At 27.8% G+C, this 24,272-nt stretch carries 16 protein-coding genes; 11 read left to right on the forward strand and 5 right to left on the reverse strand.

Features of this window, described 5'->3' with window-relative positions; all coding sequences use genetic code 4:
• Nucleotides 1–10: 10 nt before the first annotated feature.
• Together ACSH4Z_RS02915 and ACSH4Z_RS02920 are read left to right on the forward strand one after the other, a co-directional pair.
• Nucleotides 11–1,549 (forward strand): MHO_4530 family protein, encoded by a 1,539-nt coding sequence (locus ACSH4Z_RS02915; RefSeq protein ID WP_438340492.1) that lies wholly within the window; start codon nucleotides 11–13, stop codon nucleotides 1,547–1,549.
• 22 nt (nucleotides 1,550–1,571) lie between these two features.
• Complete coding sequence (locus ACSH4Z_RS02920; protein ID WP_438340493.1) at nucleotides 1,572–3,482, forward strand: M13 family metallopeptidase; 1,911 nt, start codon at nucleotides 1,572–1,574, stop codon at nucleotides 3,480–3,482.
• Nucleotides 3,483–3,524: 42 nt separating this feature from the next.
• Here ACSH4Z_RS02920 and ACSH4Z_RS02925 read toward each other — a convergent pair whose 3' ends face one another.
• Complete coding sequence (locus ACSH4Z_RS02925) at nucleotides 3,525–4,214, reverse strand: TIGR01906 family membrane protein (RefSeq protein WP_438340494.1); 690 nt, start codon at nucleotides 4,212–4,214, stop codon at nucleotides 3,525–3,527.
• 282 nt (nucleotides 4,215–4,496) lie between these two features.
• On the opposite strand from ACSH4Z_RS02925, the gene mnmE reads away from it, so the two are divergent.
• Together mnmE and rlmD are read left to right on the forward strand one after the other, a co-directional pair.
• Nucleotides 4,497–5,843, forward strand: coding sequence for a tRNA uridine-5-carboxymethylaminomethyl(34) synthesis GTPase MnmE (gene mnmE / locus ACSH4Z_RS02930; RefSeq protein ID WP_438340495.1), 1,347 nt, complete (start codon nucleotides 4,497–4,499; stop codon nucleotides 5,841–5,843).
• A gap of 13 nt (nucleotides 5,844–5,856) precedes the next feature.
• Nucleotides 5,857–7,224 (forward strand): 23S rRNA (uracil(1939)-C(5))-methyltransferase RlmD, encoded by a 1,368-nt coding sequence (gene rlmD / locus ACSH4Z_RS02935; protein ID WP_438340496.1) that lies wholly within the window; start codon nucleotides 5,857–5,859, stop codon nucleotides 7,222–7,224.
• 33 nt (nucleotides 7,225–7,257) lie between these two features.
• Here the strand turns inward: rlmD and ACSH4Z_RS02940 are convergent, their stop codons facing one another.
• A complete protein-coding gene (locus ACSH4Z_RS02940; RefSeq protein WP_438340497.1) occupies nucleotides 7,258–7,554 on the reverse strand; it encodes a hypothetical protein in 297 nt (98 codons plus the stop codon).
• Nucleotides 7,555–7,976: 422 nt separating this feature from the next.
• Here ACSH4Z_RS02940 and ACSH4Z_RS02945 point away from each other — a divergent pair, with 422 nt between their 5' ends.
• Nucleotides 7,977–9,614, forward strand: coding sequence for a hypothetical protein (locus ACSH4Z_RS02945; RefSeq protein WP_438340498.1), 1,638 nt, complete (start codon nucleotides 7,977–7,979; stop codon nucleotides 9,612–9,614).
• A 202-nt stretch (nucleotides 9,615–9,816) separates the two neighbouring features.
• Here the strand turns inward: ACSH4Z_RS02945 and ACSH4Z_RS02950 are convergent, their stop codons facing one another.
• Nucleotides 9,817–12,744, reverse strand: a complete 2,928-nt coding sequence (locus ACSH4Z_RS02950) for an AAA family ATPase (RefSeq protein ID WP_438340499.1) — start codon at nucleotides 12,742–12,744, stop codon at nucleotides 9,817–9,819.
• Nucleotides 12,745–13,126: 382 nt separating this feature from the next.
• On the opposite strand from ACSH4Z_RS02950, the gene ACSH4Z_RS02955 reads away from it, so the two are divergent.
• The 6 genes from ACSH4Z_RS02955 (at nucleotide 13,127) to rnc (ending at nucleotide 18,669) form a co-directional block, all read left to right on the forward strand.
• Nucleotides 13,127–13,648, forward strand: coding sequence for a hypothetical protein (locus ACSH4Z_RS02955; protein WP_438340500.1), 522 nt, complete (start codon nucleotides 13,127–13,129; stop codon nucleotides 13,646–13,648).
• Nucleotides 13,649–13,729: 81 nt separating this feature from the next.
• Complete coding sequence (gene glyA / locus ACSH4Z_RS02960; protein ID WP_438340501.1) at nucleotides 13,730–14,986, forward strand: serine hydroxymethyltransferase; 1,257 nt, start codon at nucleotides 13,730–13,732, stop codon at nucleotides 14,984–14,986.
• Nucleotides 14,987–15,000: 14 nt separating this feature from the next.
• Nucleotides 15,001–15,306, forward strand: coding sequence for a hypothetical protein (locus tag ACSH4Z_RS02965; RefSeq protein ID WP_438340502.1), 306 nt, complete (start codon nucleotides 15,001–15,003; stop codon nucleotides 15,304–15,306).
• A complete protein-coding gene (locus ACSH4Z_RS02970) occupies nucleotides 15,293–16,939 on the forward strand; it encodes a DAK2 domain-containing protein (RefSeq protein WP_438340503.1) in 1,647 nt (548 codons plus the stop codon). Before ACSH4Z_RS02965 ends, ACSH4Z_RS02970 begins: the two co-directional genes overlap by 14 nt.
• Before the next feature lie 10 nt (nucleotides 16,940–16,949).
• Nucleotides 16,950–17,969 carry a phosphate acyltransferase PlsX gene (plsX, locus tag ACSH4Z_RS02975; RefSeq protein ID WP_438340504.1) on the forward strand — a complete coding sequence of 340 codons (1,020 nt, stop codon included), beginning with the start codon at nucleotides 16,950–16,952 and terminating at the stop codon, nucleotides 17,967–17,969.
• A complete protein-coding gene (rnc, locus tag ACSH4Z_RS02980; protein ID WP_438340505.1) occupies nucleotides 17,959–18,669 on the forward strand; it encodes a ribonuclease III in 711 nt (236 codons plus the stop codon). Before plsX ends, rnc begins: the two co-directional genes overlap by 11 nt.
• Nucleotides 18,670–18,733: 64 nt before the next feature.
• Here rnc and ACSH4Z_RS02985 read toward each other — a convergent pair whose 3' ends face one another.
• Nucleotides 18,734–23,068 carry a PolC-type DNA polymerase III gene (locus tag ACSH4Z_RS02985; protein ID WP_438340506.1) on the reverse strand — a complete coding sequence of 1,445 codons (4,335 nt, stop codon included), beginning with the start codon at nucleotides 23,066–23,068 and terminating at the stop codon, nucleotides 18,734–18,736.
• A gap of 17 nt (nucleotides 23,069–23,085) precedes the next feature.
• Nucleotides 23,086–24,054, reverse strand: coding sequence for a phosphatidate cytidylyltransferase (locus tag ACSH4Z_RS02990; protein ID WP_438340507.1), 969 nt, complete (start codon nucleotides 24,052–24,054; stop codon nucleotides 23,086–23,088).
• Nucleotides 24,055–24,272: the final 218 nt, after the last annotated feature.

Below are 24,272 nucleotides of genomic sequence, written 5' to 3' on the forward strand. Positions count from 1 at the left end.
TTAATTTAATTTGCTAATCTGAATTATTGCATTCTCTTCCATAATATTCATTTTTTCTTTTTGATTTATTTTATTTTTAATAAGAACACAAAACAATATTAAAAACGAAAGTGGTTTCCTCTGTTTAGAAATTGATTTGAAACAAAATAGAATTAAACATCTGAATGGTATTCCTAACATTTCAAATGAACCCACATTTATAAAAAAATTAAACCTTCTAAATAATAAATGAAGGAAATTAGATGACTTATGTGAGATTTTAGAAAAAAAATATAAACTTCTTTTTTTAAGTGCTTTAAAAAATAAAGAGAATACGATTATTAGTTTTGAAACAACACATAACAAACATTCAACATTCAAAACAAAGGTTAGTTTTGAAATAAATTTTATAAATGATCAAAAAGCTTTTATGACAGTTAATTGAAACAGAAACGATACTATTAAAAATGAAGTTTTCGAAGCTTTAAACACCAACATTTCTTACCTTTTTTCGCCAAGCAGCAAATATATAGCATGTGGTTTTATTTTAAATATAAAAAATATTAATAGTATTAATAACTTTATAAAACTTTTCCAAGATAGTTGCGTTTATAATCAAATAAAAGGCGTCAAGGTTTTTCTTGATTGAAATAAGATTTTTTTCGTCTTTCCCTCTGATAGATTTCAAAGCGGCCATTCTTACTATGCAACTAAAATCTTTGCAAACACTGCTACTCTTTACAAAAATCTTTACTCTACCTTTTTTTCATTTAACAATGAGCTTTTAACCAACAAAAATCAATTGTATTATGAAACGGTCTTTGACTTTGTCAAAACACTTACACCTATGGTTGATTATTGAATTCCGAATAACATAGAAGATAACAAAGATTTTAAAATTTTTAAAGAAAAATATGAATATACACTTGATGAAATAAAACAAAGTAATAATATTGATTTTAAAACTGTGTCTATAAATAATTTTGGCGATGAAAATACTAAACTCAATTTATTATTAATTAAAAGAAAATTTGAAATTTTAAATATAAAAGATGAGAATATCATAGCTTCCTTAGACATTTATAAAAATTTTTTTATGCAAATATATGAAAACATCAAATCACAAGATATTCATGGAAAAGTTTTAAATATACAAGATTTTATTTTTAATTATATTGATAATAAAAGTATTGAAAATTCTATTAAAATTGATCGTTCCTTTGTCCAATTAGTTTCAATTAATTCAAAAAAAAGTATGTTAAGAGTTAAGAAAAAAATAGAACAAATTAAAGAAAACTATCCAAAGGCGGCTATAGGAATAAAATTAACCGAAATCAATAATGATATTATTTCACTAATTGGTAAATGAGTGGGAATTATATGATTTGATAAGTCGCTTACCAAAATGCTTAATAACCCAGAAACAATGTTATATATTGGTCTTATACTCAAAAAGGCAGAGCATTTAAAAATCTCAATTGTTTTTGAGAATTTAGATTTCAAAAACTATAAAAAAGTTTTATTTAACAAAAAAATTAAAATGTTTTACTCAAGCGAAAGAAAAAAATAACATTAAATTTGAAAGGTAAATTATGAATAAAGCTAAGATTAAAGAAAATTTTTTTGAGGCAATTAATGGAGAATGATTAAATAAGCATAAAATTGCTGATAACAAAACCTCAGTCGGCACGTTTGAAAGATTAGATGAAAGTTTAACAAGATTAAAAACTAAACTTATAACAAAATGATCAATCGACTCATCTGAAATAACTGAAAATAAAATTCTTCTAGAAATGGTTAAATTTTATAATTTAGTTAATAATTGAAACGATAGAAAAAAACACTCAATAAAGCCTATTATTCCAATACTAAAAGAAATAGAGTCATATCAATCATGAAATGATATTGAAAATAACTACACTAGCTTATGCTTAAGAAATTTTGAAGTTCCTATTCCTTTTTTTATACACACAGATTTTAAAAACCACGAAAAACAAACCCTTTTTGTTTCGACCCCTTCTGTTATCCTTCCAGAAAAAAGTTATTATAATGATGAAGAAAAAAAGAACTCATTTTATAGAATTTGAGTTAATATGGTTAAAAAAATGCTGTTAAAAGTAAATAATGATGAAAAATGAGCAAATGATTTAGTTAACAAAGCTCTCCTATGAGATAACGAGGCATCAAAATATATTCTTTCAGCACAAGAATGAGCAATTATAACTAACATTTATCACCCTAGAAAAGTTGATGATTTCAATAAAAAAATAAAAGAAATAAATTTATCTAATATTTTGAATTCATTAATCAATGATAGCATTAGTGAAGTTATTTGCGTTTCGAAAGATTTAGTTGACAATTATTCGAAATTATTAACAAAAGAAAATTTTGAACTTTATAAAGCTTTTCTATACATTTCATCATTAATTGAATTATCTCGCTTATTAGATTATGAAAGCTTAGTAATTTCCGGGGAATTTTCAAGAGCTTTAAGTGGTCAAAGAAAACCTTTTAGCAAGAAAAAAATAGCCGTAAAATTTGTTGTTGATAACGTTTTTTCTATGCCTTTTGGTAAATATTACGGTGAAACATATTTTGGTCCTCAAAACAAAAAGAATGTCGAGCAAATGATTCATAAAATGGTCAAAATATACGAGGACCGCCTAAAAGAAAACACCTGACTATCAAAACAAACAAAAGACAAAGCTATATTAAAACTTTCTAAAATCGGCGTTTATGTAGGATACCCAGAAATTATTGAAGATTTTTATAAGGAATTTATTGTTCAAAAGTATAATGGCTATGATGATCTAATAACAAATGCCCTTAATTTCACAATGGCTGTTCAAAAAGCAAAATTTGCTGAATATGGTAAAAAGAAAGATATTAATCTTTGGTCAATGTCTCCGGCTATAATTAATGCTTATTATAACCCTTCAAGTAATAAAATAGTTTTCCCAGCAGGCATTTTACAATCTCCATTTTATAGTTCAAAACAATCCTCTTCTTCAAACTACGGTGGTATAGGGGCAGTTATAGCTCATGAAATATCACATGCCTTTGATAATAATGGGGCTAACTTTGATGAAGTGGGTAATATGGTAAATTGGTGAACCGAAGATGATAAAAAAGAATTTAACAAAAGAGCTGAAAAAATGGTTAAATTATTTGATAATAAAAAAACAGAAGTTGGTAAATGTGACGGAAAACTAACAGTATCCGAAAACATCGCAGATGCAGGTGGGTTATCATGTGCCCTTGAAGCAGCAAAAAGCGAAAAAGATTACAACCCAAAACATTTTTACATAAACTATGCTATCACCTGAAGATCTAAACAAAGACCTGAACTTCAAAAATTACTATTAGCTTCTGATGTTCATGCTCCTGCTATATTGAGAACAAACATTCAGGTACAAAACTCTGACGATTTTTATAAGACTTTTAAAATATCAGAGTCTGACCAAATGTTCCTAAGCCCGAAAAAAAGAGTAAAAATTTGATAATTAACCCCCCCTTCTTGTATTTTAAAAAAGAAGGAGGTTTTTTTAATGTAACAAAACAGATTGTTTTCTCTTTCGTTTTAAAAATAAAATTAATTGTAAAAAAATAAAAAGAGAAATTCAAAAAATAATTACTGATGCTATAAAAATAGCACTGTTCTTAAAAAAAGTAGAAGGTAAAATTTTAATAATTTCATCTTTTGAAGGTTCAAATATTCAATTTGTTTTACCAGCAAAAAATAATTCATGAAACTTACGGAAAGCAACATCATAATTACTAATTACCAACCCTATAACAATAATCAGCACCCCTAGTAAAATTGTCGAAGCAATAAAACAAGATTTAATAATTTTTATTCTTATTTTTGTAAATTTTGATATTAAAAAAACTAAAAGAATTGTAAATAAAGAAAAACCCAAAATAATAAAATCTATTAAAATCAGTCTTTTCACATCTGCGAAATGCGCCATCCCTAAAGATGAATAATCTAATTTCCCAGTTCCAAATTTCTTAAATAAAACTAAATAATCAAAAAGTTCGTTATATGCTAATTTAAGTTGATCATAATTTAGTTCACCATTATTAAATTTGATATTTTTGTAATCCAGATTAGATAAATGATAATAGTAAAAAGGTTTAATAATTATTGGCAACATAATCGAAAAACTTAAGATAAATAGCATAATACTTATTATCAAAAAAACATACAAAAAATATTTACATTTTTTCCACATTGCTTATATTAGTATAGCATTAATTAACAAAATGCTTTTTAAAAAAATAATTCTGTTTTTAGCAATAAAGTAACAAAGAATAGAAATGTTATTAAATAGCAAATAAAAAACAAAACAATTGACACTAAAAAAACTTTTTTTCTTTTAAAATTAAGGTTTTTTTATTTTTTTCGACTTATCGACATTTATTATCTTTATTATTAATTAAACAAAAGAATAAACATATATTTTTCTTTTTTATTTTAAATTATTTTCTAATAATTTTAATATAATTAAAATTCTATGAATATTAATTATTACAATGATACTATAGCAGCTATTTCTTCTGGCAATATTAATCAAGCGATATCAATTATAAGAATATCAGGACCTGAGGCAATAAGTATAATTAAAAAAATTTATACAGGAAAAATCGGGAAAGATAAAACAATAACTTATGGATTTATAATAGATCCAATGACTAACAAAAAAATAGATGAAGTATTAGTTAGTTTTTTTATCGGTAATAAAAATTATGTAGGAGAAGATACAATCGAAATAAATGCTCATGGTGGAATAATTGTTACGAATAAAATTTTAAATTTAATAATCTCAAATGGAGCAAGATTAGCAACTCGCGGTGAGTTTACAAGACGAGCATTCATAAATGGCAAAATTAGTCTTGAAAAAGCAGAAGCTATAAATTCTCTTATACATGCAAAAACTAATATACAAGCAGAAATTGCTATTAATCAATTTGAAGATAAAGATAATGAATTAATTAATAAATTAGAAGAGCAACTAATTAATATTATTTCAATTATAGAAATAAACATTGACTACTCAGAATATAATGATATTGAGCAAATGGATAAAACAAAACTTTTAAAGTTAATAACAAATTTAAAACAATATATTGAAATAATAATAAAAAAATCAGAATTTGCAACTGATGTATATAATGGAATAAAAGTGGCTATCGTCGGAAGACCTAATACCGGAAAATCTTCAATTTTAAATTTATTATTAAATAAAGAAAAAGCAATTGTTACAGATATCGAAGGAACAACAAGAGATATTATTGAAGGCGATTATGAAATAAATGGAATTCCTTTTAAAATAATAGATACTGCAGGAATTAGAAAAACTCAAGATAAAATAGAATCAATCGGAATAGATCGTTCATTAAATGCAATTAAAGAAGCAAAAATTATTGTCCATTTATTTAACCCAGGTCAAAAAGAAAACAAAGAAGATGAATTAATAAAAGAAATGTCAAAAGGAAAAATATATATTCCAGTATTGAATAAAAGTGATTTATTAAATGATAAAGTTTCATCTGATTATATATTAACATCAGCAAAAAATAAAAATATTTGAGAGTTAAAGAATAGTTTGGTAAAAAACTATTTAAATCTTGATTATAATGACAAGGAATTAATTTATAATACTAGAAGATTAGGTTTGTTAAAGCAGTGCTATATTGAATTAAATAATGCGATTTTAAGTATGAATAAAGGTTTCGGCCCTGAGATTGTAATACTTGATATTAATAAAGCATGGTCACTACTTAGAGAAATTTTAAACAAAGAGCATGATAACGAATCTCTATTGGATAATATGTTTAATAAATTTTGTTTAGGAAAGTAAAAAAAGGTGAAAAATGGGTTATAGTAGAAAAGTCGAACTAAAAGAAGGACAAATATTAAAATGGGTTAAAAATGAATCAAAACCCTTTTATTTAGGTCTTTCATATGAAGGTTTAGGGATAATAAGAGATTTTAAAATTCCTATATTTGTTTATAATTTACTGCCTGATGAAGAAGTCGATATCGAAATAACATATTGCTCTAAAAAATGTTGTTTTGCAAAAGTAAAAAAATATAGAACTTGTTCATTATTGAGAGAAAAAATGGAACCTTCAAGAGTTTTATTGTATGAAACAGGTTCTACTCCACTAGCTGGGATTAATTATGAAAACCAGTTAAAATTTAAGCAATATATTATTAAGAATTTATTTGAAAGAAATTTAAATTACACAAAAGTTTTACCTATACTTGAATCAAATTGCCAATGGTTTTACCGCAATAAAATTTCGTTGCAAATAAAATATGATGAAAAAGGTCCAAAAATAGGTTTTTTTAAAAAATATAGCCATGATCTAGTTGAGCAAACAGAAATGGAACTTGCGGTTGTTGCAATTAGGGAATTTTATAAAAAAGTGCTAATTAGTCCAAAAACAGATTTTGAAAAAGATTTTAAAAATCTTATATTTCAGGTTAAACCATTTAAAATTACTTTAAGATCGCCAAAAAGCTCATTTTGTTGTATTGAAATAATTCTTCATATTAAGGAAGATTTAAGTCCTGAAAATATAAAATTATTTGAAGCCTTATTAAAGGACAATCTAAGCTATAAAGTAACTTTCTTTAATACAACTTCTAATAAGTGGATTAATTTGCTAAATCATAATGGCATAAAATATGAACTTGGAAAATTAGTGTTTAATGTTGTTAATGATACTTTTTATCAAATAAACGAAACGGTTATGAATAATATATATAAAAAGATAAGTGATTGAATACCTAGTAATGAATTGAATGTTTTGGATGCTTTTGGTGGAGTTGGCACAATCGCTTGCTTTATTGCGCATAAATGTCATAAGGTTTATTCGGTTGAGATAAACAAAAAATCATCATTAATGGCTATGGAAAATATTAAGGAAAATAAAATTTCTAATATCGAAGTAATAAATGATGATGCAAATAAGTGGCTTATTTTAAATAAAGAAAAAATTGATCTAGTGATTTTTGATCCGCCTCGAGAAGGTTTAGATTCAGAAACTATTAAATCAATTAAGGATTCTGATATTAAGAAAATAATATATTTAAGTTGTGAGCCTAAAACATTAGTTCGTGATCTACAGAATATAACAAGTTTCGGATATGAATTAATAGAGGTACAGCCTTACGATATGTTTCCACAAACTCAACATATTGAAACTCTAGTTTTACTAGAAAAGAAATCTTAATAAAATTTAAATTTAAAAAAGTAAGTCAAAAACTTACTTTTCATCAATTATATATTCAGTAAAGTTTGATAAGTCTTCCATTTTAAAAACATGAAGCGAAACTAGTGATTTTTTAAATCAAGGAATAGTTTTTATATGTTGTAAGGCTTTTGTAATTTGTAATAAATTATTTATTGAACGCGAGAAATAAAAGCTGTTTGACAATCAGTGAAAACCATAGTGTCTTAAAATATCCCTTATTTCTTCATATGCTTGTTTATAATTTTCCTCGCCGACTCCATATTCTCTAATTAATAATTCTTTTTTTAGATAAAAAACAAGACCGTACATATATACCTCTATAATGTAAAAAATATATATTTAATTATACCACCATTACCCTTAAAAATATACCCTTAAAAAAGTAGTTACTTCTTATTAAATTTAAAAATTAATAAGAAAATTAAAAAACCTGATGAAACAAAAGACTTGAAAGTTTTATTGAATTCAAGTCTTTTTTATTTTTATTAATTTTTAAAAAAATATTAACGCAAAGTAAATCATAGAAATAGCTTCAATAAATATTGGTTTTTGTTACAAAAATATAGATAAGAATATATTTTTAATAATTGATTATTGACTTTAAAATCTTTTTAAAAAATGAATTGTTTTTATTTGTTATGTCTTACGTATCAAAATTGCATAAAAATGCAACATATATATATATATATATAATATTACAATAAATATTTTTTATATTAAGGAGTAATAAGATGACAAAAAAATCTAAACTTTTTCTTTTAGGAACTTCATCTGCATTATTAGTTCCTATTATGACAATATCTTGTGCTACAAAAAAAGAACCAAATAAACCAAATAACCCATCAAATCCAGTTAATCCGCAAGATTCTCAAAAACCAAAAAAGACACCCCAAACACCTTCATCAATTGAACTGTTAGGTTTTGATAAAGAAGAATTGAATAAACCTTCTATCGATAAATCGATTACAGAAGAGGATTTTAATAGACAAATAGGAAAACAAAATTCACAAAAACAAACGAATCCTTCAACAGATGATAAAAAACCTCATAAACCATCTATAAAGTTAGACGAGAATGCTTTCAAAAACATTGCTCCAGATATTATTTTTGATTATAATGAGCCTTCAAATGAACAAATTCAAAAGATAGTTAATAATTATTATAATCAATATCTATATCAAAAATACGACCCCTCAAAAGAGGGAAAAGGAATTAGATTTTCTTTTTTATTAGAAGAAGAAAATAAAAATCCATTAAATACTGATAAGATTATTTTTAATAAAGACATCATTATCGATGGTAAAAAACAAAAGCAAAAACAACAAGAATATTTAAAACAATTATCCAAAATCATTGTTTCCGATTTAAAAAATAACACACAAGCCTCTTTAAATGGTAATAATAACAGTATAACATTATCTTTATTTGAAAAAGAACAACAAGAAGAAATTTTAAATACCTTTGAAGAACATATTAAAAATAAATGAAATGGTATAACAAGATCTTTTGTTTATGATGAAACATTATTTACTTCTAACAATCTTAGTGTTGAAACTTTTAAAAACAGCATAAGTGAATATTACAAAGCAGCTGATCCTGCAATGAGAACTATTAAACAACTATTGCAAGACAAAGCAGACGTTGATAGATATTTCAATATGCTACAACCTTTGTTGGGTGGGTTTGTAGATTTAAAAGAATTTGGAGATAAGTTTGTATTATTTAACCAAAATAAATTTATTACCCAAGAAGAAATAAAGCGCAAAAAAATTACCCACGGAGATTTTAATAAATTAATTCAATATCGTAAAGATGCAATTCGAGAATTAAGTGAAAAAATTACCTATAAAACTTGATTAAAAAATAAAAATGATGAATATTACACTTTATTAAGAAACCCAAAAATTCATAAAATGCACAATTACAATATTGCACTAACACAATTGTGAACGCTTATCGCAGAATTAAATAGAGGTTCAAATTTAATAAAAATAGATAAAGAAAAATTAGACCCTGCCTTGCATACTCAAGCCGAAGTTATTGCAATGTTAAAAAATCCTGAAACTAAAAAGAAAACAGAAAATGCATTTTATGCACAATATATGGATAAAATTTTTACAAACATTTTTAACGCAGGTGAAAAAGAAACAAGATGAGACAAAAATCAAAATTACGTTTTAGAATATAAAGCACAGACACATCATTATAAAAAAGAGGAAAAATCTGAGAAAATATATCTTTTGACTAGATTGGTTTTTGATAATAAAGAAACAGATGAATTTTTGATTAAATATACATTCCGTTGAAGAAAAAATTCAGATCACCTTCATTTTAAAGAATCAACGCCAGCACTTAAAGCAAACCGGTAGTGTAGTAAATTTTGTGTAAATTTATCTCTTGCTTACTTTTTGAGTAAGAGATTTGAGAATAGAAATTACACAAATCTAAATTTATTTTAATTATTTATAGTGCCTAAAAAAAGTAGACACCTCATAGGAGGAATGTCTACTTTTTTATCTTGCTATTTTTGTACATAACAAATCTATATTGCATCTTTTTAATTGCTTTAATTTAATTCTTTTCAATTAATCTTGATGCTTCAGCTAAGTTTACGCTAAAGAAAGTTGTAACACCTCTTTTTTGCATTGTTGCACCATAAAGTTTATCCACCCTTTCCATTGTGCCTTGACGATGGGTGATAACGATAAATTGTGTTTTTTCTTTAAGATTTTGTAAGAATTCTGCAAAACGGATTACATTTGCTTCATCAAGTGCAGCTTCTACTTCATCTAATATACATAATGGCAATGGCTTTGCTTTTAATAGCGAGAACAATAGAGAAATTGCAATAAGTGCTTTCTCACCGCCAGAAAAAAGTTTTAAATTTTTGATAGATTTGCCAGGTGGCTGTGCCACAACATCAATTCCACTATCTAGAAGATTCTCTGGATCTGTGTATCTAATTTCTGCCATTCCACCACCGAACATTTTTGAGAAAACAAACTTTATTTCCTTATTCGCAAGATCAACGGTGTTGGTTATTCTTTCAATTATTATCTTATCCATTTCGCTAATAACTTCTTCAATTGTTGTTTTTGCTTCAACAATATCTTTTTCTTGCTTTTTGACTTCATCGTATCTATCCTCTGTTTCTTTGAGTTGTTCGATTGAGTCTAAACTTACATGGCCAAGATCTTTTATATCATTTTTTAAATCAGAAACAATTTTTCTTGCTATTTCGAAATCTAAATCTGCTATATAAAACTCTTTTGCTGTCTCAAAAAGCATATTATATTGTTCTGAAAGTCTTTGTTTTGCATAATTAATAGCTGCTTCTGATTTTGCTTTTTCTGCTATTTGGATAGCATTTTCACTAATGAGTTTATTTAAATCATTATTAGCCGCGCTTTGTTTTGCGTTTGCTTCTGCAAACTCTTTTTTAGCAACTTGTAATAATTCATTTTGAGAAGTTTTGTTTGTTAAAAGATGGCTTCTTTCAAGTACTAGTTTTTGAATTTCATATGCAATGTTAACAGTCTCTAACTCTTTTATTTTTTCTTTTGATATATTTTCATATTGAATTCTTAATTCATCAAATTTTGCCAAATCATCGTTTTGTATAAGTTCTTGTTTTGATAGATTAAGGCTTAAGTTTGAGAATAAACTAAGTAATTTTTGAATTTCTTGTTCTAGATCATTTAATTTTGTTTGTCGTTCAGAAATTATTTTTAACAGTTCTGGTTTCAGTGATTCAATCTTTTTTATTTGCTCATCAAGGCCAAATGCTGATATGTTGTCGCTTTTTTGCCCTCCACTTAAAACACCACCAACTCTAATTATGTCTCCTTCGAGAGTGACAACCATATAGCGTTTTTCAAGTAGCTGTGATAATCTATTAGCATTTTCAATATTATCTGCAATCAAGATATTACCTAATAAAAATTTTCTTAAAATATCAAACTCACGTTCAGTATAAACCAACTCTGATGCAATACCTAAAAATCCTTTTTGAGTTTGGGCTACAACAATATGGTGTTCTGAAACGTATTTAGGATTTATGGACGCTAATGGAATGAAAGTTGCTCTACCACCATTATTTTCTTTTAGGAATTCAATAGCCTTAACAGCTGTTTCAGAATTATCAACAACTATATGTTGTAAGGCTCCTGCTAGAATTGTTTCAATAGCAAGGCCAAATTTAGCATCAACGCTTATAATTTCTGAAACTAGAGCCTTATATCCTTTAAATAAATGTGAGTTTTCAACAATATTTTTTGTCCCTTTTTGTAAATTGCTTTTGCTTTGCTTTACTTCATGAATATAATCTAATTTTGAATTTATTTTTTGTAGCTTTTCTTTGTCGTTATCCAGTTCTCTTTTAAGGTCATTTTTTTGAGCTGAAATATTTAAGATAGATTGATTAATGGTGTTGATTTTTTCTTTTTGTTGTTTAATAAAATTTTTAGAAAGTGAAATTTTTGTATTTAGGCTACTTAATTCGTCTTTTAGGGCTTCTCTTTTTTGCTCTACGTTTGCTTCAATACTTCCACTAATAAGCATTTCACGTTGTTTTGATTCCCTAGCAGATCTTATTTCTAAATCATTAATTTCTCTACTTATTTCATCAATGCGAGAAGTTAGATTAATAATCGCAGCATCGAGTTCGATCATAAGATCGTTTTTTTGCTTTGTTATATCATTGTAAAGTTTGATTTTTATTTCAAGATCCTCTTTTTTTTGACTATAAATCATTGAATTAGCGTTTAGTTCATCTAACTTTTCTGAATGAGCCATAAAATCGTGAACTAACAATGAGACTTCAACTTCTTTAAGTTGTTCGCTCATTATTTTATATTTCTTTGCTTTCTCAGCCTGTTTTTGTAATGGTTTTATTTGTTTTTCTAATTCCTGTACAACAATTGCTATTTGATCTAAGGCTTCTTGCGTTCTTTCTAATTTGCGCAATGCTTCTTGTTTTTTTGAGCGATACATCGATGTTCCAGATGCTTCCTCAAAAATTTCTCTTCTTCTTTCTGGTGTTGCCTCAGCGATATCAGAAATAGTTCCTTGCCCTATAATTGCTAATGATGATTTTGAAATGCCACTTTGCATAGCAATTTCTTTAATGTCCTTTTGTCTTGCTACTTCGCCATTTATATAGTACTCATTGGCACCTTTTCCTCTATTTAAGACACGAGAAATTGTAAAAAAATCATGGGGAATATTAGCGGCACGATCACGATTATCAAAAGTAAGTATGACTTCTGCGCGATTCATTTCCTTTTCTGTTTTTGAGCCCGCAAAAATTACGTCCTCCATATTATCACCACGTAAAACTTTTGAACTAGTTTCACCTAAAACTCATCTGATAGCATCATTAATGTTTGATTTACCTGAGCCATTTGGTCCAATAATTGCAACAACACCGCCGTCGAATTTTAATGTAACCTTATCAGCAAAGGATTTAAAACCATGTGATTCAACTTGAATTAATTTCATTATTTTCCTTTCCGTTTTTCAATGAAGACTTAAAAATAATAATATTAATTATTATAATAACTATTTTTAAAAAGGCTTAGCAAAAAACATTTTTTTCAATGTTGTTGTTATAAAAGCCATTTTTGATAATAAACTTATAATGAATTAATAAATTGTTTTCATTTTATTTTAAGCACGATTATTCATTTTACAATACAAGTTTGTTAGTAATTTTTGTTAAAGTTTTAAGAGTAAAAATAAGAATAAAAATTAATCATTAAAACATATAAAATAACTTTTTAAAAGAAGTGTAAGTTTATTGTAAAAAGCCTTATAGTTAAATATTTTTTTAATTTTGATAAAATTAATAAAAATAAAGCTTTATTAGTATTGAGGTACCAATATGTCCAATAATAAAAAATGAAAAAATAAAAAAATTAACATTAATAACTATAGAACACTTGAGGTTCAAAAGCAAAGAAAAGCATTATCTAGCTCTTGAAAGATAGCTTTAACTGGTTTATTCCTAGTAGCAATTCCTTCATTTATTTTATTTATTTTGCTCGGCCGAGATGGATGGGCATTTGAAATAACAAAAAAAATGGAAAGATGGTCTATGCTCTTGCCTATTGCTATTGGTATTGTTATTATTCAAACTGCAGTTGTTTCTTTAATAGTTTTTAAATTTAAGGTTTATAGCAGTAGTTCATTTGTTTTTTTAGTTCCATTCGCAATTGCTATGGCTTCGTTCTTAGTTTCATCAGGCGTTGAAGAGTGGCCTTACAGAGTCATGCCAGCTGTTGGTCTTGCATTTTTATCGTTACCAATATTGCTTGTGTTTAAACATATTGAAAAAAAGAAAAAAGAAAAACAAAAATTACAGTTTGAACAAGAAGAAAGAGCAAAAAGAACATTACTAGACTAAATTAAGTTTAGTTTTTTATTTTATATCTAAATTAGTTTTAAATTAAGCCAAAATAAAATATTTACTTTCCAAGGAGATTATATGTATAAAAAAATTTCGCTAATTGATAAAGAAGTTGCAGAAATAATCAATAATGAAGCAAAGAGACAAACTGACCATATTGAATTAATTGCCTCAGAAAATTACGTTTCTGAGCAAGTACTAAATGCTGTTGGATCGTGTTTGACAAATAAATATGGTGAAGGATACCCTAATAAAAGATACTATGGAGGTTGCGAATTTATTGACCAAATTGAAACATTAGCACAGGAAAGGGCAAAAAAACTCTTTGGTACTAAATTTGCAAATGTTCAACCATATTCAGGATCAGTTGCTAACGCCGCTGTTTATATGGCCTTGTTAAAACCGGGCGATAGAGTATTAGGTCTTTCTCTTGATTCAGGAGGTCATTTGACTCATGGTTACAAAATCTCTTTTAGCGGAATTTTTTATGAATCATATACTTATTCGGTTGACGAAAATGGAGTAATAGACTTTGATGAAGTCTTAAAAATAGCTAAAAAGGTTAAACCTAAGATGATTATATGCGGATACTCAGCCTATTCGCAAATTGTAGAATTTGATAGATTTCGAGATATTGCAGATGAAGTAGGTGCATATTTATTTGCAGACATATCGCATATCTCGGGGTTAGTGATAGCAAAATTACATCCATCACCAGTAGGTTATGCCGATGTGATTATGACAACAACTCATAAAACACTAAGAGGGACAAGAGGTGCAATTATTCTAACAAATGATGAAGAATTGGCTAAAAAGATTGATAAGGCAGTTTTTCCTGGTTGCCAAGGGGGAGCCTTGTTTCATCAAATTGCTGGTAAGGCTGTTTCTTTTTATGAAGCGCTTCAACCTGAATTTATTGATTATCAAAAACAGTTATTGATTAATTCAAAAGTTTTTTGTCAAACTTTTATGAATAAAGGGGCGAAAGTTATTTCTGGTTTAACAGCAAATCATCTTTTTATGATTGATGTTAAAAGTACATATGGTTTAACTGGCAAAGAAGCATCAAGAGTATTACAAGAATGCAATATCACCGTTAATAAGAATTCAATACCGAACGATACAGAAACACCATTAGTATCTAGCGGCATTAGATTAGGATCGGCCGCCATGACTTCTCGTGGTTTTGGCGAAGATGAATTTATCATTTTAGCTAACCTAATGGATAAGTTGTTAAGAGATCCAAATAATGAGAACTTAAAAACAGTTATTAAAAAAGAAGTAGCTAAACTAACTAATATGTTTCCAATAAAAAGAAGTTACATCAAAAATTAATGTTAGAGGTTTCAATGTTAGAAAAATTAGAAACAGATATTAAGAACTGAATTGGTTCAATTGCTGGTGTAGTTGATTTTAAGGCTTTGGATGAAACAAATATGGTTAATTTTGCTAATACTGGAATAGTTGTGGAAAAGATGCCGAAACAAAAAAACGGAATTTCTGTAACTATTGGATTAATAATTTTGATAAACTTAAATGCAAAAAACCTAGTGGAAGAAATATACCAAATCTTAACCTACAAACTAAAAAGCGAAAATATAAAATTATCAAAACTTTGTGTTTTTATAAAAGGAATAAGTAATGAAAAAAATTAACGGAAAACAATGGCTGGGCGCTATTTTGTCTGGTGCTTATAATTTAAGCAACAAGCAAAATCTTATTAATGCATTGAATGTTTTCCCTGTGCCTGATGGTGATACAGGGTCGAATATGACATCAACAATTATTGCAGTTGAAAATATTAAGGCAGATGAATTTAGCAATATTTCTGATATTTCCAGTCAAATAGGTCAATCATTATTATTTTCCGCCAGAGGTAACTCTGGGGTAATTTTAAGCCAAATTTTTAAAGGTTTCGCAGTTGCTTTCAAGGATAAAAAAGAGATAAATTCTTATGATTTGGTAAAAGGGTTTGAGGAAGCTTATAAATACGCTTACAAAGCTGTTTTAAAACCTGTTGAGGGGACAATATTAACTGTTATCAGACAAACATCAGAAGGGTTAAAAGAAAAAATTCTTATTGATAGTGATATTACTGACGTTTCACGTGTTGCCGTGGAACTTGCCAGAATAAGTTGCGATCATACACCTGATCTATTACCAGTTTTAAAAGAAGTTGAGGTTACTGATTCAGGAGGTGAAGGTTTGTATGCTATTCTTGAGGGAATGCATTTATACTTTCAAGGTCAACCTATTACGCTTTTAGAAAAACAAACTGAGGTAAATAAATTTATATCTGATAATGAAGTTTTTGATGGTGAGTTTGGTTATTGCACCGAGTTTATTGTCGAATTAAAAAATAAGAAAAAATTCAAAAAGGATTTATTAATTTCGAAATTAGAGAAACATGGTAGTTCAATGGTTCTTGTGCAGGATGATTCATTTTTAAAGGTTCATATTCATGTCACTAGACCTGGTGATGTTTTAAATATTGCCAACAGCTTGGGACAATTTATAAAAATTAAGATTGAAAATATGACCTTACAGGCTAATGATAGTAAAAGAAATAAAAATGATAATAATAGTAATGATCAATGTTGTGACGATAATCAACATGATTGCGGTCCAATAAAAAAGACCGCTGTAATCTCATGCAATTCTGGAACTGGCATTATTGATCTTTTGAAAGAAAATGGTGTCTCGTATATTGTTGAAGGCGGGCAAACTAACAACCCATCAATAAATGACATTGTATCCGCTATTAACGCCGTAAGAGCTGAAACTATTTTTATTCTTCCAAATAATAAAAATATTATCCTCTCAGCCCAACAAGCCTCAACTATCGTGCAAGATAAAGAAATTATAGTAATTCCAACAAAATCGCAAGCCCAAACACTAAGCATTTTATTTAACTATAGTGAGGAAAATAGTGTTTCTGATAATCAACAACTAATGAATGATGCTCTTTTAAATATTCATTATGGTGAGGTTTCTCCTTCAATTAAAACTACTAAACTCAACGGTATTAAGGTTAAAGCCGGTGATTTTATGGCTATAAAAGAAGGAAAACTGAAAGATACAGATCCAACATTTAATGGTGCAGCAATAAAATTGCTTCATGAATTAATTACTCCCGAAACGCAATTAGTTAACATTTTTTATGGCCAAGATGTTACTGAGTCAGATATAGATGAATTACAAAATTATATTGAAATAAATTTTGATGTAGATATCGAAATACACAATGGTGGTCAAAGTATTTATCCTTATTTAATTTCAGCGGAATAGGAGAATTGAAATGAAAAAAATAGTTTTCGATGTAATGAATAATGATAATGGCTATAAAGAAGCAATCCAAGGCGCATTAGCCTTTATGAGTAAAAATAAGGATTATCAAATTGCCTTAGTTGGCGATAAAAAACTTATTGAAAAAGAAATTAAAAACAATACTTATTTAATAAAAAAAGAAGATTTTATAATTATTGATTCGCCCAATTTAGCAACCATCAATTCTTCGATAAGAGACGTTTTAAAAAAGCCATCATCAATGTTGGATGCTTTTAATTATTTAAATGAGAATGATTTTGATGCAATCTTGAGCAGCGGTGATAGCGGTTCTTTTATTTCATTAGCAACCCTAAAAACAAAAAGATTACCAAACGTTTTTAGACCTGCTTTTATGCCCATATTGCCTACAATGTCTGACCATTTTTCCCTGTTATTAGATGCCGGCGCAAATATTGATACACCAGCTCAATATATTAACAACTGAGCTATTGTAGCTAGTAAATATTTTGAATTAATTTTTAAAAAATTTAACCCAAGTATTGGATTGTTAAATGTTGGCACTGAAGAATATAAGGGTAGCCAAAATATCAAAAACGCTTACATGCTATTAAAGGAAAATAAGAAAATTAATTTTTATGGATTTATTGAGCCTAACGACGCTATTGCCGGAAAGGTTGATATTATTTTAGCTGAAGGACAACAAGGAAATATATTTCTAAAAACTCTTGAATCTTCATTTATTAATTTTGGGAAACTTCTCAAGAAAATAATTTATAAAAATATAAAAACAAAGATAGCGGGTCTTTTTTTAAAAAATGATTTGAAAAAATTTAAAGAAAAATTTGACTACCGAAATATTGGCGGCGCATATATAATTGGTTTAGAAAAAATTGTTGTTAAAGCTCACGGTGGTTCTGATGAATTAGCATTTGAAAACGCATTAAACCAAATTAAGCTTTTGCTAGAAAAGGAAGATTTTATAAAGAACCTTTCAAAGCAATTGGGGGATATTGAAAATAATGAAATTTAATGGTAGTGATTTAAAAATCCTAGATAATGTCTTGCCCTTTTTAAAACAATTGGGAGTAAAAACAAAAGAATTAAGTGATGAACATTTGTTTATTTTAATAACTGCATTTACACATAAATCTTTTACGAATGAACATAAGACAAGACCTCATAATGAATATCTCGAATTCATTGGAGATGGTGTATTACAATTTGTTGTAACAAGTTGAATTGCCAATAAATTTCCGCAATATGAGGCAGGTTTAGCAAGTAAATTAAGAAGTAGTATAGTAGATAAAAATAACCTTGCTAAAATTGTTGAAAAGTACTCATTATTTAAATGATTAAGATATGGTAATTCTGCATTTTCTAATGGAACTAATATCAAAACAAAATCTAATCTTTATGAAGCATTTATAGGTGCTATATATTTGGTTTATGGTATTGAGGGGGTAAAGAAAATTACTGACCTAACATTATGAGAATCATTTAATTTGCAATGTAACAAAACCCATGTGCATCCTAAAAGCGAGTTGCAAGAATTATTACAACAATTTAGTCATTCTAGAATTGAGTATGTTACCGAAATGCTTCCTAACAATGAATTCGGTTCTATTGTATTGCATGAATCTCAAAGATATGGCGAGGGTTATGGTAAATCTAAAAAAGAAGCCGAAACTAATGCTGCAATTAATGCGCTGAAAAAATTAAGAAGAAAATAAATAAAAACGTCTTTTATGTTGAATACATACAAGACGTTTTTTAATTATAATTAAGGTTATTTTGTTAAAATAATTCAACTTGATTTGTATCATTTAAATTATCTAATATACCTAGTTTTTTTAGTTCGGAACAAATCTTAGAATTTACTTTTCCTCTCTGGCAAAGATCTTCGATAGATAAAAATTCTTGCTGATTTCGAGCATTAACTATTTGTTCTGCAACGGTATCACCTAGTCCATCAACAACAATAAATGGCGGTATTAAGGATTTGGTTTTTTCATCAACAATTCAATCTTTGGAATGAGATATTGATAAAGAAACGTTTTGAATTTTAAACCCTCGAGCATACATTTCCTTTGTTATTTCAAATGTGGTAATTAATGCTGACTCTTTTGTTGAAAGCGCATTACTTATATCGTTCTTTCTCTTTTTTAAATTCATTAGTTTTATATCAACGCTAGTATACCCTTTTGACATTGTTTCAATATCAATTGCATCTGGTCTTATTGAAAAATATGAAGCGTAAAATTGTAGAGGATAATAAAGTTTATACCAAGCAATTCTTCAGGCCATAATAACATAAGCCGTTGCATGAGCCTTAGGAAACATATATTCAATTTTTTTTAGTGAATTAATGTATCAGTCTGGAACATTATTTTTTATTAATAGTTCCTCTTGCTCTGCGGATAAGCCCTTACCCTTACGGACTTTTTCCATTATTTCAAAGGCTTTTAATGGTTCGATATTTTTTCTTATTAATTCTTGCATAATATCATCACGACAACATACACAATCTTTTAATTTAAACCCTTTTTTGACTAACTCTTCAGCATTTCCGGCCCACACATTAGTTCCGTGACTTAGACCACTTAATAAGATTAAATCATTAAATGTGCGTGGTTGCGCTTCTCTTAACATGTTTCTAACAAAACCCGTTCCAAACTCTGGCAAACCATAAGCACCTGTAGTTTCACCATCAATCATTTTTGGATCGATTTTTAGCGATTCAGTTGTATAGAATAACTTCATAACTTCTGGATCAGATTTTGGTATGTCTTTGGCATTTGTTTTTGTTAAATCTTCAAGCATTTTTATTGTTGTTGGATCATCGTGACCTAGTAAATCAAGTTTTAAAACATTATCATGAATGGATTCAAAATTAAGGTGTGTAGTTTTTCATGAACTATTAACATCATTTGCGGGATAATTAACAGGTGTAAAGTCCTCAACATCAAATTCCTTGGGAATAATAATAATTCCTCCCGGGTGTTGCCCTGTTGTTCTTTTAACCCCGGCCGATTTATTTGCTAAGAAATCAAGAAAAGTTCTTGATCACGGCGTTTCACTTAATCGCACTTCTTCCATATATTTTCGGCAAAAACCATATGCGGTTTTTAAGGCAATTTTAGATATAGTTCCGGCCCTGAATGAATGATTTTCACCAAATAATTCCTTAACTAAATTGTGAATTTTTGGTTGATAATCACCACTGAAATTTAAATCAATGTCCGGAACTTTGTTAGCTTCAAAACCTAAAAAGGTTTCGAAAGGTATATTATGCCCATCTTTTGAGAGTTTTTTATTGCAATTTGGACAATTCTTATTAGGGAGATCCCACCCTGAATATATATTGGGATCATTATTTCATTCAAAATATTTGCATTCCAAACATAAATAATGTGGTTCAAGTGGATTTACTTCTGATATTTCTGATAGGTTAGCTACTATCGAGGAACCTACTGAGCCACGACTACCCACTTGATAACCATCTTCATTTGAACGTTTAACTAATTTATGGCTAATTCAATAAATTACTGAGTAACCATACTTAATAATAGGGTTTAACTCTTTTTCTATTCTTTCAATGATTATTGGATCAGGACTTTTTCCATATTTTTTATAAAGATTTTCATATACTAAATTACGCAATTTAGTTGGTGAATCATCAAAGGTCGGAACATACAATTTATCTTTAATAACTTGTATGTTCTCAATTTGATTAGCAATTTTTTTGGGATTATAAATAACAATATCTTTAATTAATTTTTCATCACCTAAAAAAGCGAATTCATCTAACATTTGTCTAGTTGTTAGATATTGCAACTTTGGTTGTGTTTTTCTTTTTAATCAATGCACCCCACCACCAAGCGAAGGAGCGTTAATGTAAATGGCATGAATAGTTTTTTGAAAATCATAAACATATCTTGAATCAGATGTTGCAACACACATTTTGTTAAGCTTTTTGCATTTTTCGATTAAGTCATGATATGCGAATTTAAGATTTTCTCATGAGATAAGTTCCTCACCCTCTACTAAATACACAAAAGATGAAATCGGTGGCAATTCAATATAATCAAAGTTAACGATTTCTTTTTCTATTGATTCATTTGTACCCAGGATTATTTTGTCCCATAATTTTGAGCGATGTGTCCCTGAACCAAACAAAATATTATTGTATTTTATTTTATCCTCAATGTAAAACTTTGGACCGTCATTATAATTTTTTGTTAGTGATGAAGATAGAATATTGAATAACTCTTTAAGGCCTCTTTGGTTTTTTGCTAATACTCTTATTTCGGAAGACATTATTCTGTTTGATCATTGTGTAGCATCAACATTTAACAGCTCGGATGCACTAAAGATGTTTTTTTCAATGGCTAATCTTGTGATCATTTTTAATCAGACTTGAGCCAAAGCATGAGCATCATAATCAGCCCTATGAGCGTCGCTAAATGTATAAATAACATTATGTCTCTTACATACATAATTCATTTTATGCCTTGCTTCACTTTTATCTAAAAAATATGAAACCCACAAAGAGTCAACACAAATTAGATTGCTTGTATCAAGACCTAATTGTCTAAATTTTTCCATACACATATTTATATCAAACGCAGCATTGTGCGCTACACCAATGCGCCCGTTTAAAATAGAATGGATTTTTTTAATTCCCTCTTCAGGGGATAGCCCCCCTTCTAAAAGTTGTTCATTTATTTTGGTTAGTTCTTTGATTTTTTGGCTTAGTGTCTTTTTTGTTTTGATAAAAAACTGAATTTTTTCTACTATTATGCCATTTTTAATTATTGTAGCTCCAAACTCAATAATATCGTCAAAGCGGCATGATAGCCCTGTAGTTTCGAGGTCAAAAACAACGTACTCAGCTTCTTTTAAATCAAAATCCTTAAATTTTTCATATCCTTTAAAAATTAAATTTTTCTTTGAAATTGTAGATAGTGTTGCTCCGTATATAGGTTTAATTCTTTTTTCTTTTTTTAAGGCATTATAGAAAGATGGGAAACTTTGCACATTATCTAAATCCGTAATTGCGATAAATTCATGGCCATATTTTATGGCAGCTTTTATATATTCATTTGGGGAAGAAATTCCGTCTTGAACACTCATGTGTGTTCTTGTGGCTAAATCTATTCTTTTTTCAACCTCATTATCTTCGGCTAATGAAGTTATTGGCTCTGTTTTGGTAAACGCTTGCGCACCGTATGCCATTATAACCTTAGCTTGTGTAAATTTGTCATCAGTTAGCATACCCGTTACATAAATAGTATCACCTTCATTGATAGAAGGTTTTTCTTCTGATTCGTTTTGAATAAAATTGACAGAAATAGCTTCGTTATAATCTGAAATTTTTAATGTTAAAAGGCGTTTGTTATTTTTTAACGATTTCCATTCTAAAAAATAAATTTCCCCCTTTACAATAACTCTTAGTTCTTCAAATGTTGTTAAGGCGGTAGCAATATCCATTTCAACTAATTTAGCCTTAGGTTTTGTGTAATATTTTTGACCGTTACTATTTGCTATATTTTTATCTGGATTTTTTTGCGAAAAACTTAATTCCTCTTTTTGTTGAATTGAGTAGGAGTTTATTAAATTGTTTATGGTTTTTTTCTTGCTATTATTTGAATTATCAGCTAATTTATAAATAGGTTTAAGAAATTCAAATCCTATTTTTTCTAGTCCTTGAACAATTAGGTTATTATTTTGTTTGAATTTTTCATATGCAGTTTTTAATGGAATAAGAAAATTTATTTCATTGTCAGTCACTTCTATATGAGCCGAATTTATAAAACCAGAAATGTCATTCAATGAAGGAAAACTTTTATCAATAACATATTTTAGATAGTCAGCAATGTTTTTTTTATCTAAAATAACATTTTGAATAATTAAATTAATGCGGCATTTTGGAAATCGAGACTCGACAGCTTTATGAAATTTCTTATATTCATTGATGTTAATATGTTGATCAAATTGTACATCAAAAACTCAGTTTTCAAATCCCTCTTTAATAGCGGGATGTACTAATAAAAGTTTAGCACCATCAAATTCATTAGATGGCTCAAATTTTACCTCTTTACATAGTTGTTTAAAATATTCATCCATCATATGAATTACCTCCAAATCTAATTAATAAATAATATTATTGAAGTCATGATTACAACAAATGAAGTTGAATCAAAACGATCCATAAAACCACCATGCCCTGGTATTAAATTTGAAAAATCCTTTATTCTATATAATCTTTTGATTAGCGAAAAAACAAGATCGCCTAGAATAGATATAAATGGTAAAAGGAATATGCCAGCTATTAATTGTTTTCAATTAGTAAAAATAGAAAATGTTTTGTTTTGTGTTATATGGCCTAAATACATTGTTATAAATACAAAAATCGATCCAAATATAAAACCTACAAAAGCGCCCTCTCATGACTTCTTTGGACTTATTTTAGGAGCCATCCCTCGCTTAATTAATTTTTTTCCAAATAAAGAACCCCCGACATAGGCCATCGTATCAGTGATAACTGGTATTATAATAATGGCGAAGACAAAATATAAATTTGCAGCGTTATATATAAACAAGCTTTTAAAAGCAAGTGGAATAAATCATGTTGAAAAAATAGCAATAAAATAAGAAAAAATAAAGTCTCTTTTTATGGTTTTAGTAATGAAAAGATTTACTAGGAATATGCAAGTTATAAAGAGAATTATTAGCAATAGCTGTAATGCTCTAAATTTAGATAGACTATCATATCCAAAAAAAATTGATTTTTTTATTTGTTTTGTTACTATCAATATATTTGAACCAGTTGTTTTTGCAAGACCTATAAAATTACTATGTTCTGGTTGCGCTGAGAACCAATCCAACGGAAAAGCCCAAACTAATACTGTTAAAATAGCTATAAGAATATTTTCCCATCTTTTTAAAATGTTATGAGAAAGAACCTCATAAGTTGCTCATGCAGAAATGATAGCAAAGAAGGAGAAGCCAATAACTTTTCCTGGTATTTTTCCAAAATATGTTATAAATAAAAAAGGCAATAAAATTAATGCTAAAATCATTGCTGACTTTATTCTTAGCTTAATATTTTTCATATTTAATAATTATAGACACTAACAGTTTATTAATGATGTAAAAAAAGTTTTATATTTATATTTTTTTATAGCAGATTTTGTAATAGAGGATACTAAAGTTACAAATATATTTAATTACAAAATTAAAACACACCTTTTTAGTCCGAGAGATGAAATACAAAAAATCTATAGCAAAATTTAAATAGACTTTATCTTTAAATACTTTAAGAATTTGGATT

The organism is Mycoplasma sp. 125, assembly GCF_051549845.1.
Lineage (GTDB): Bacteria > Bacillota_I > Bacilli_A > Mycoplasmatales > Metamycoplasmataceae > Metamycoplasma.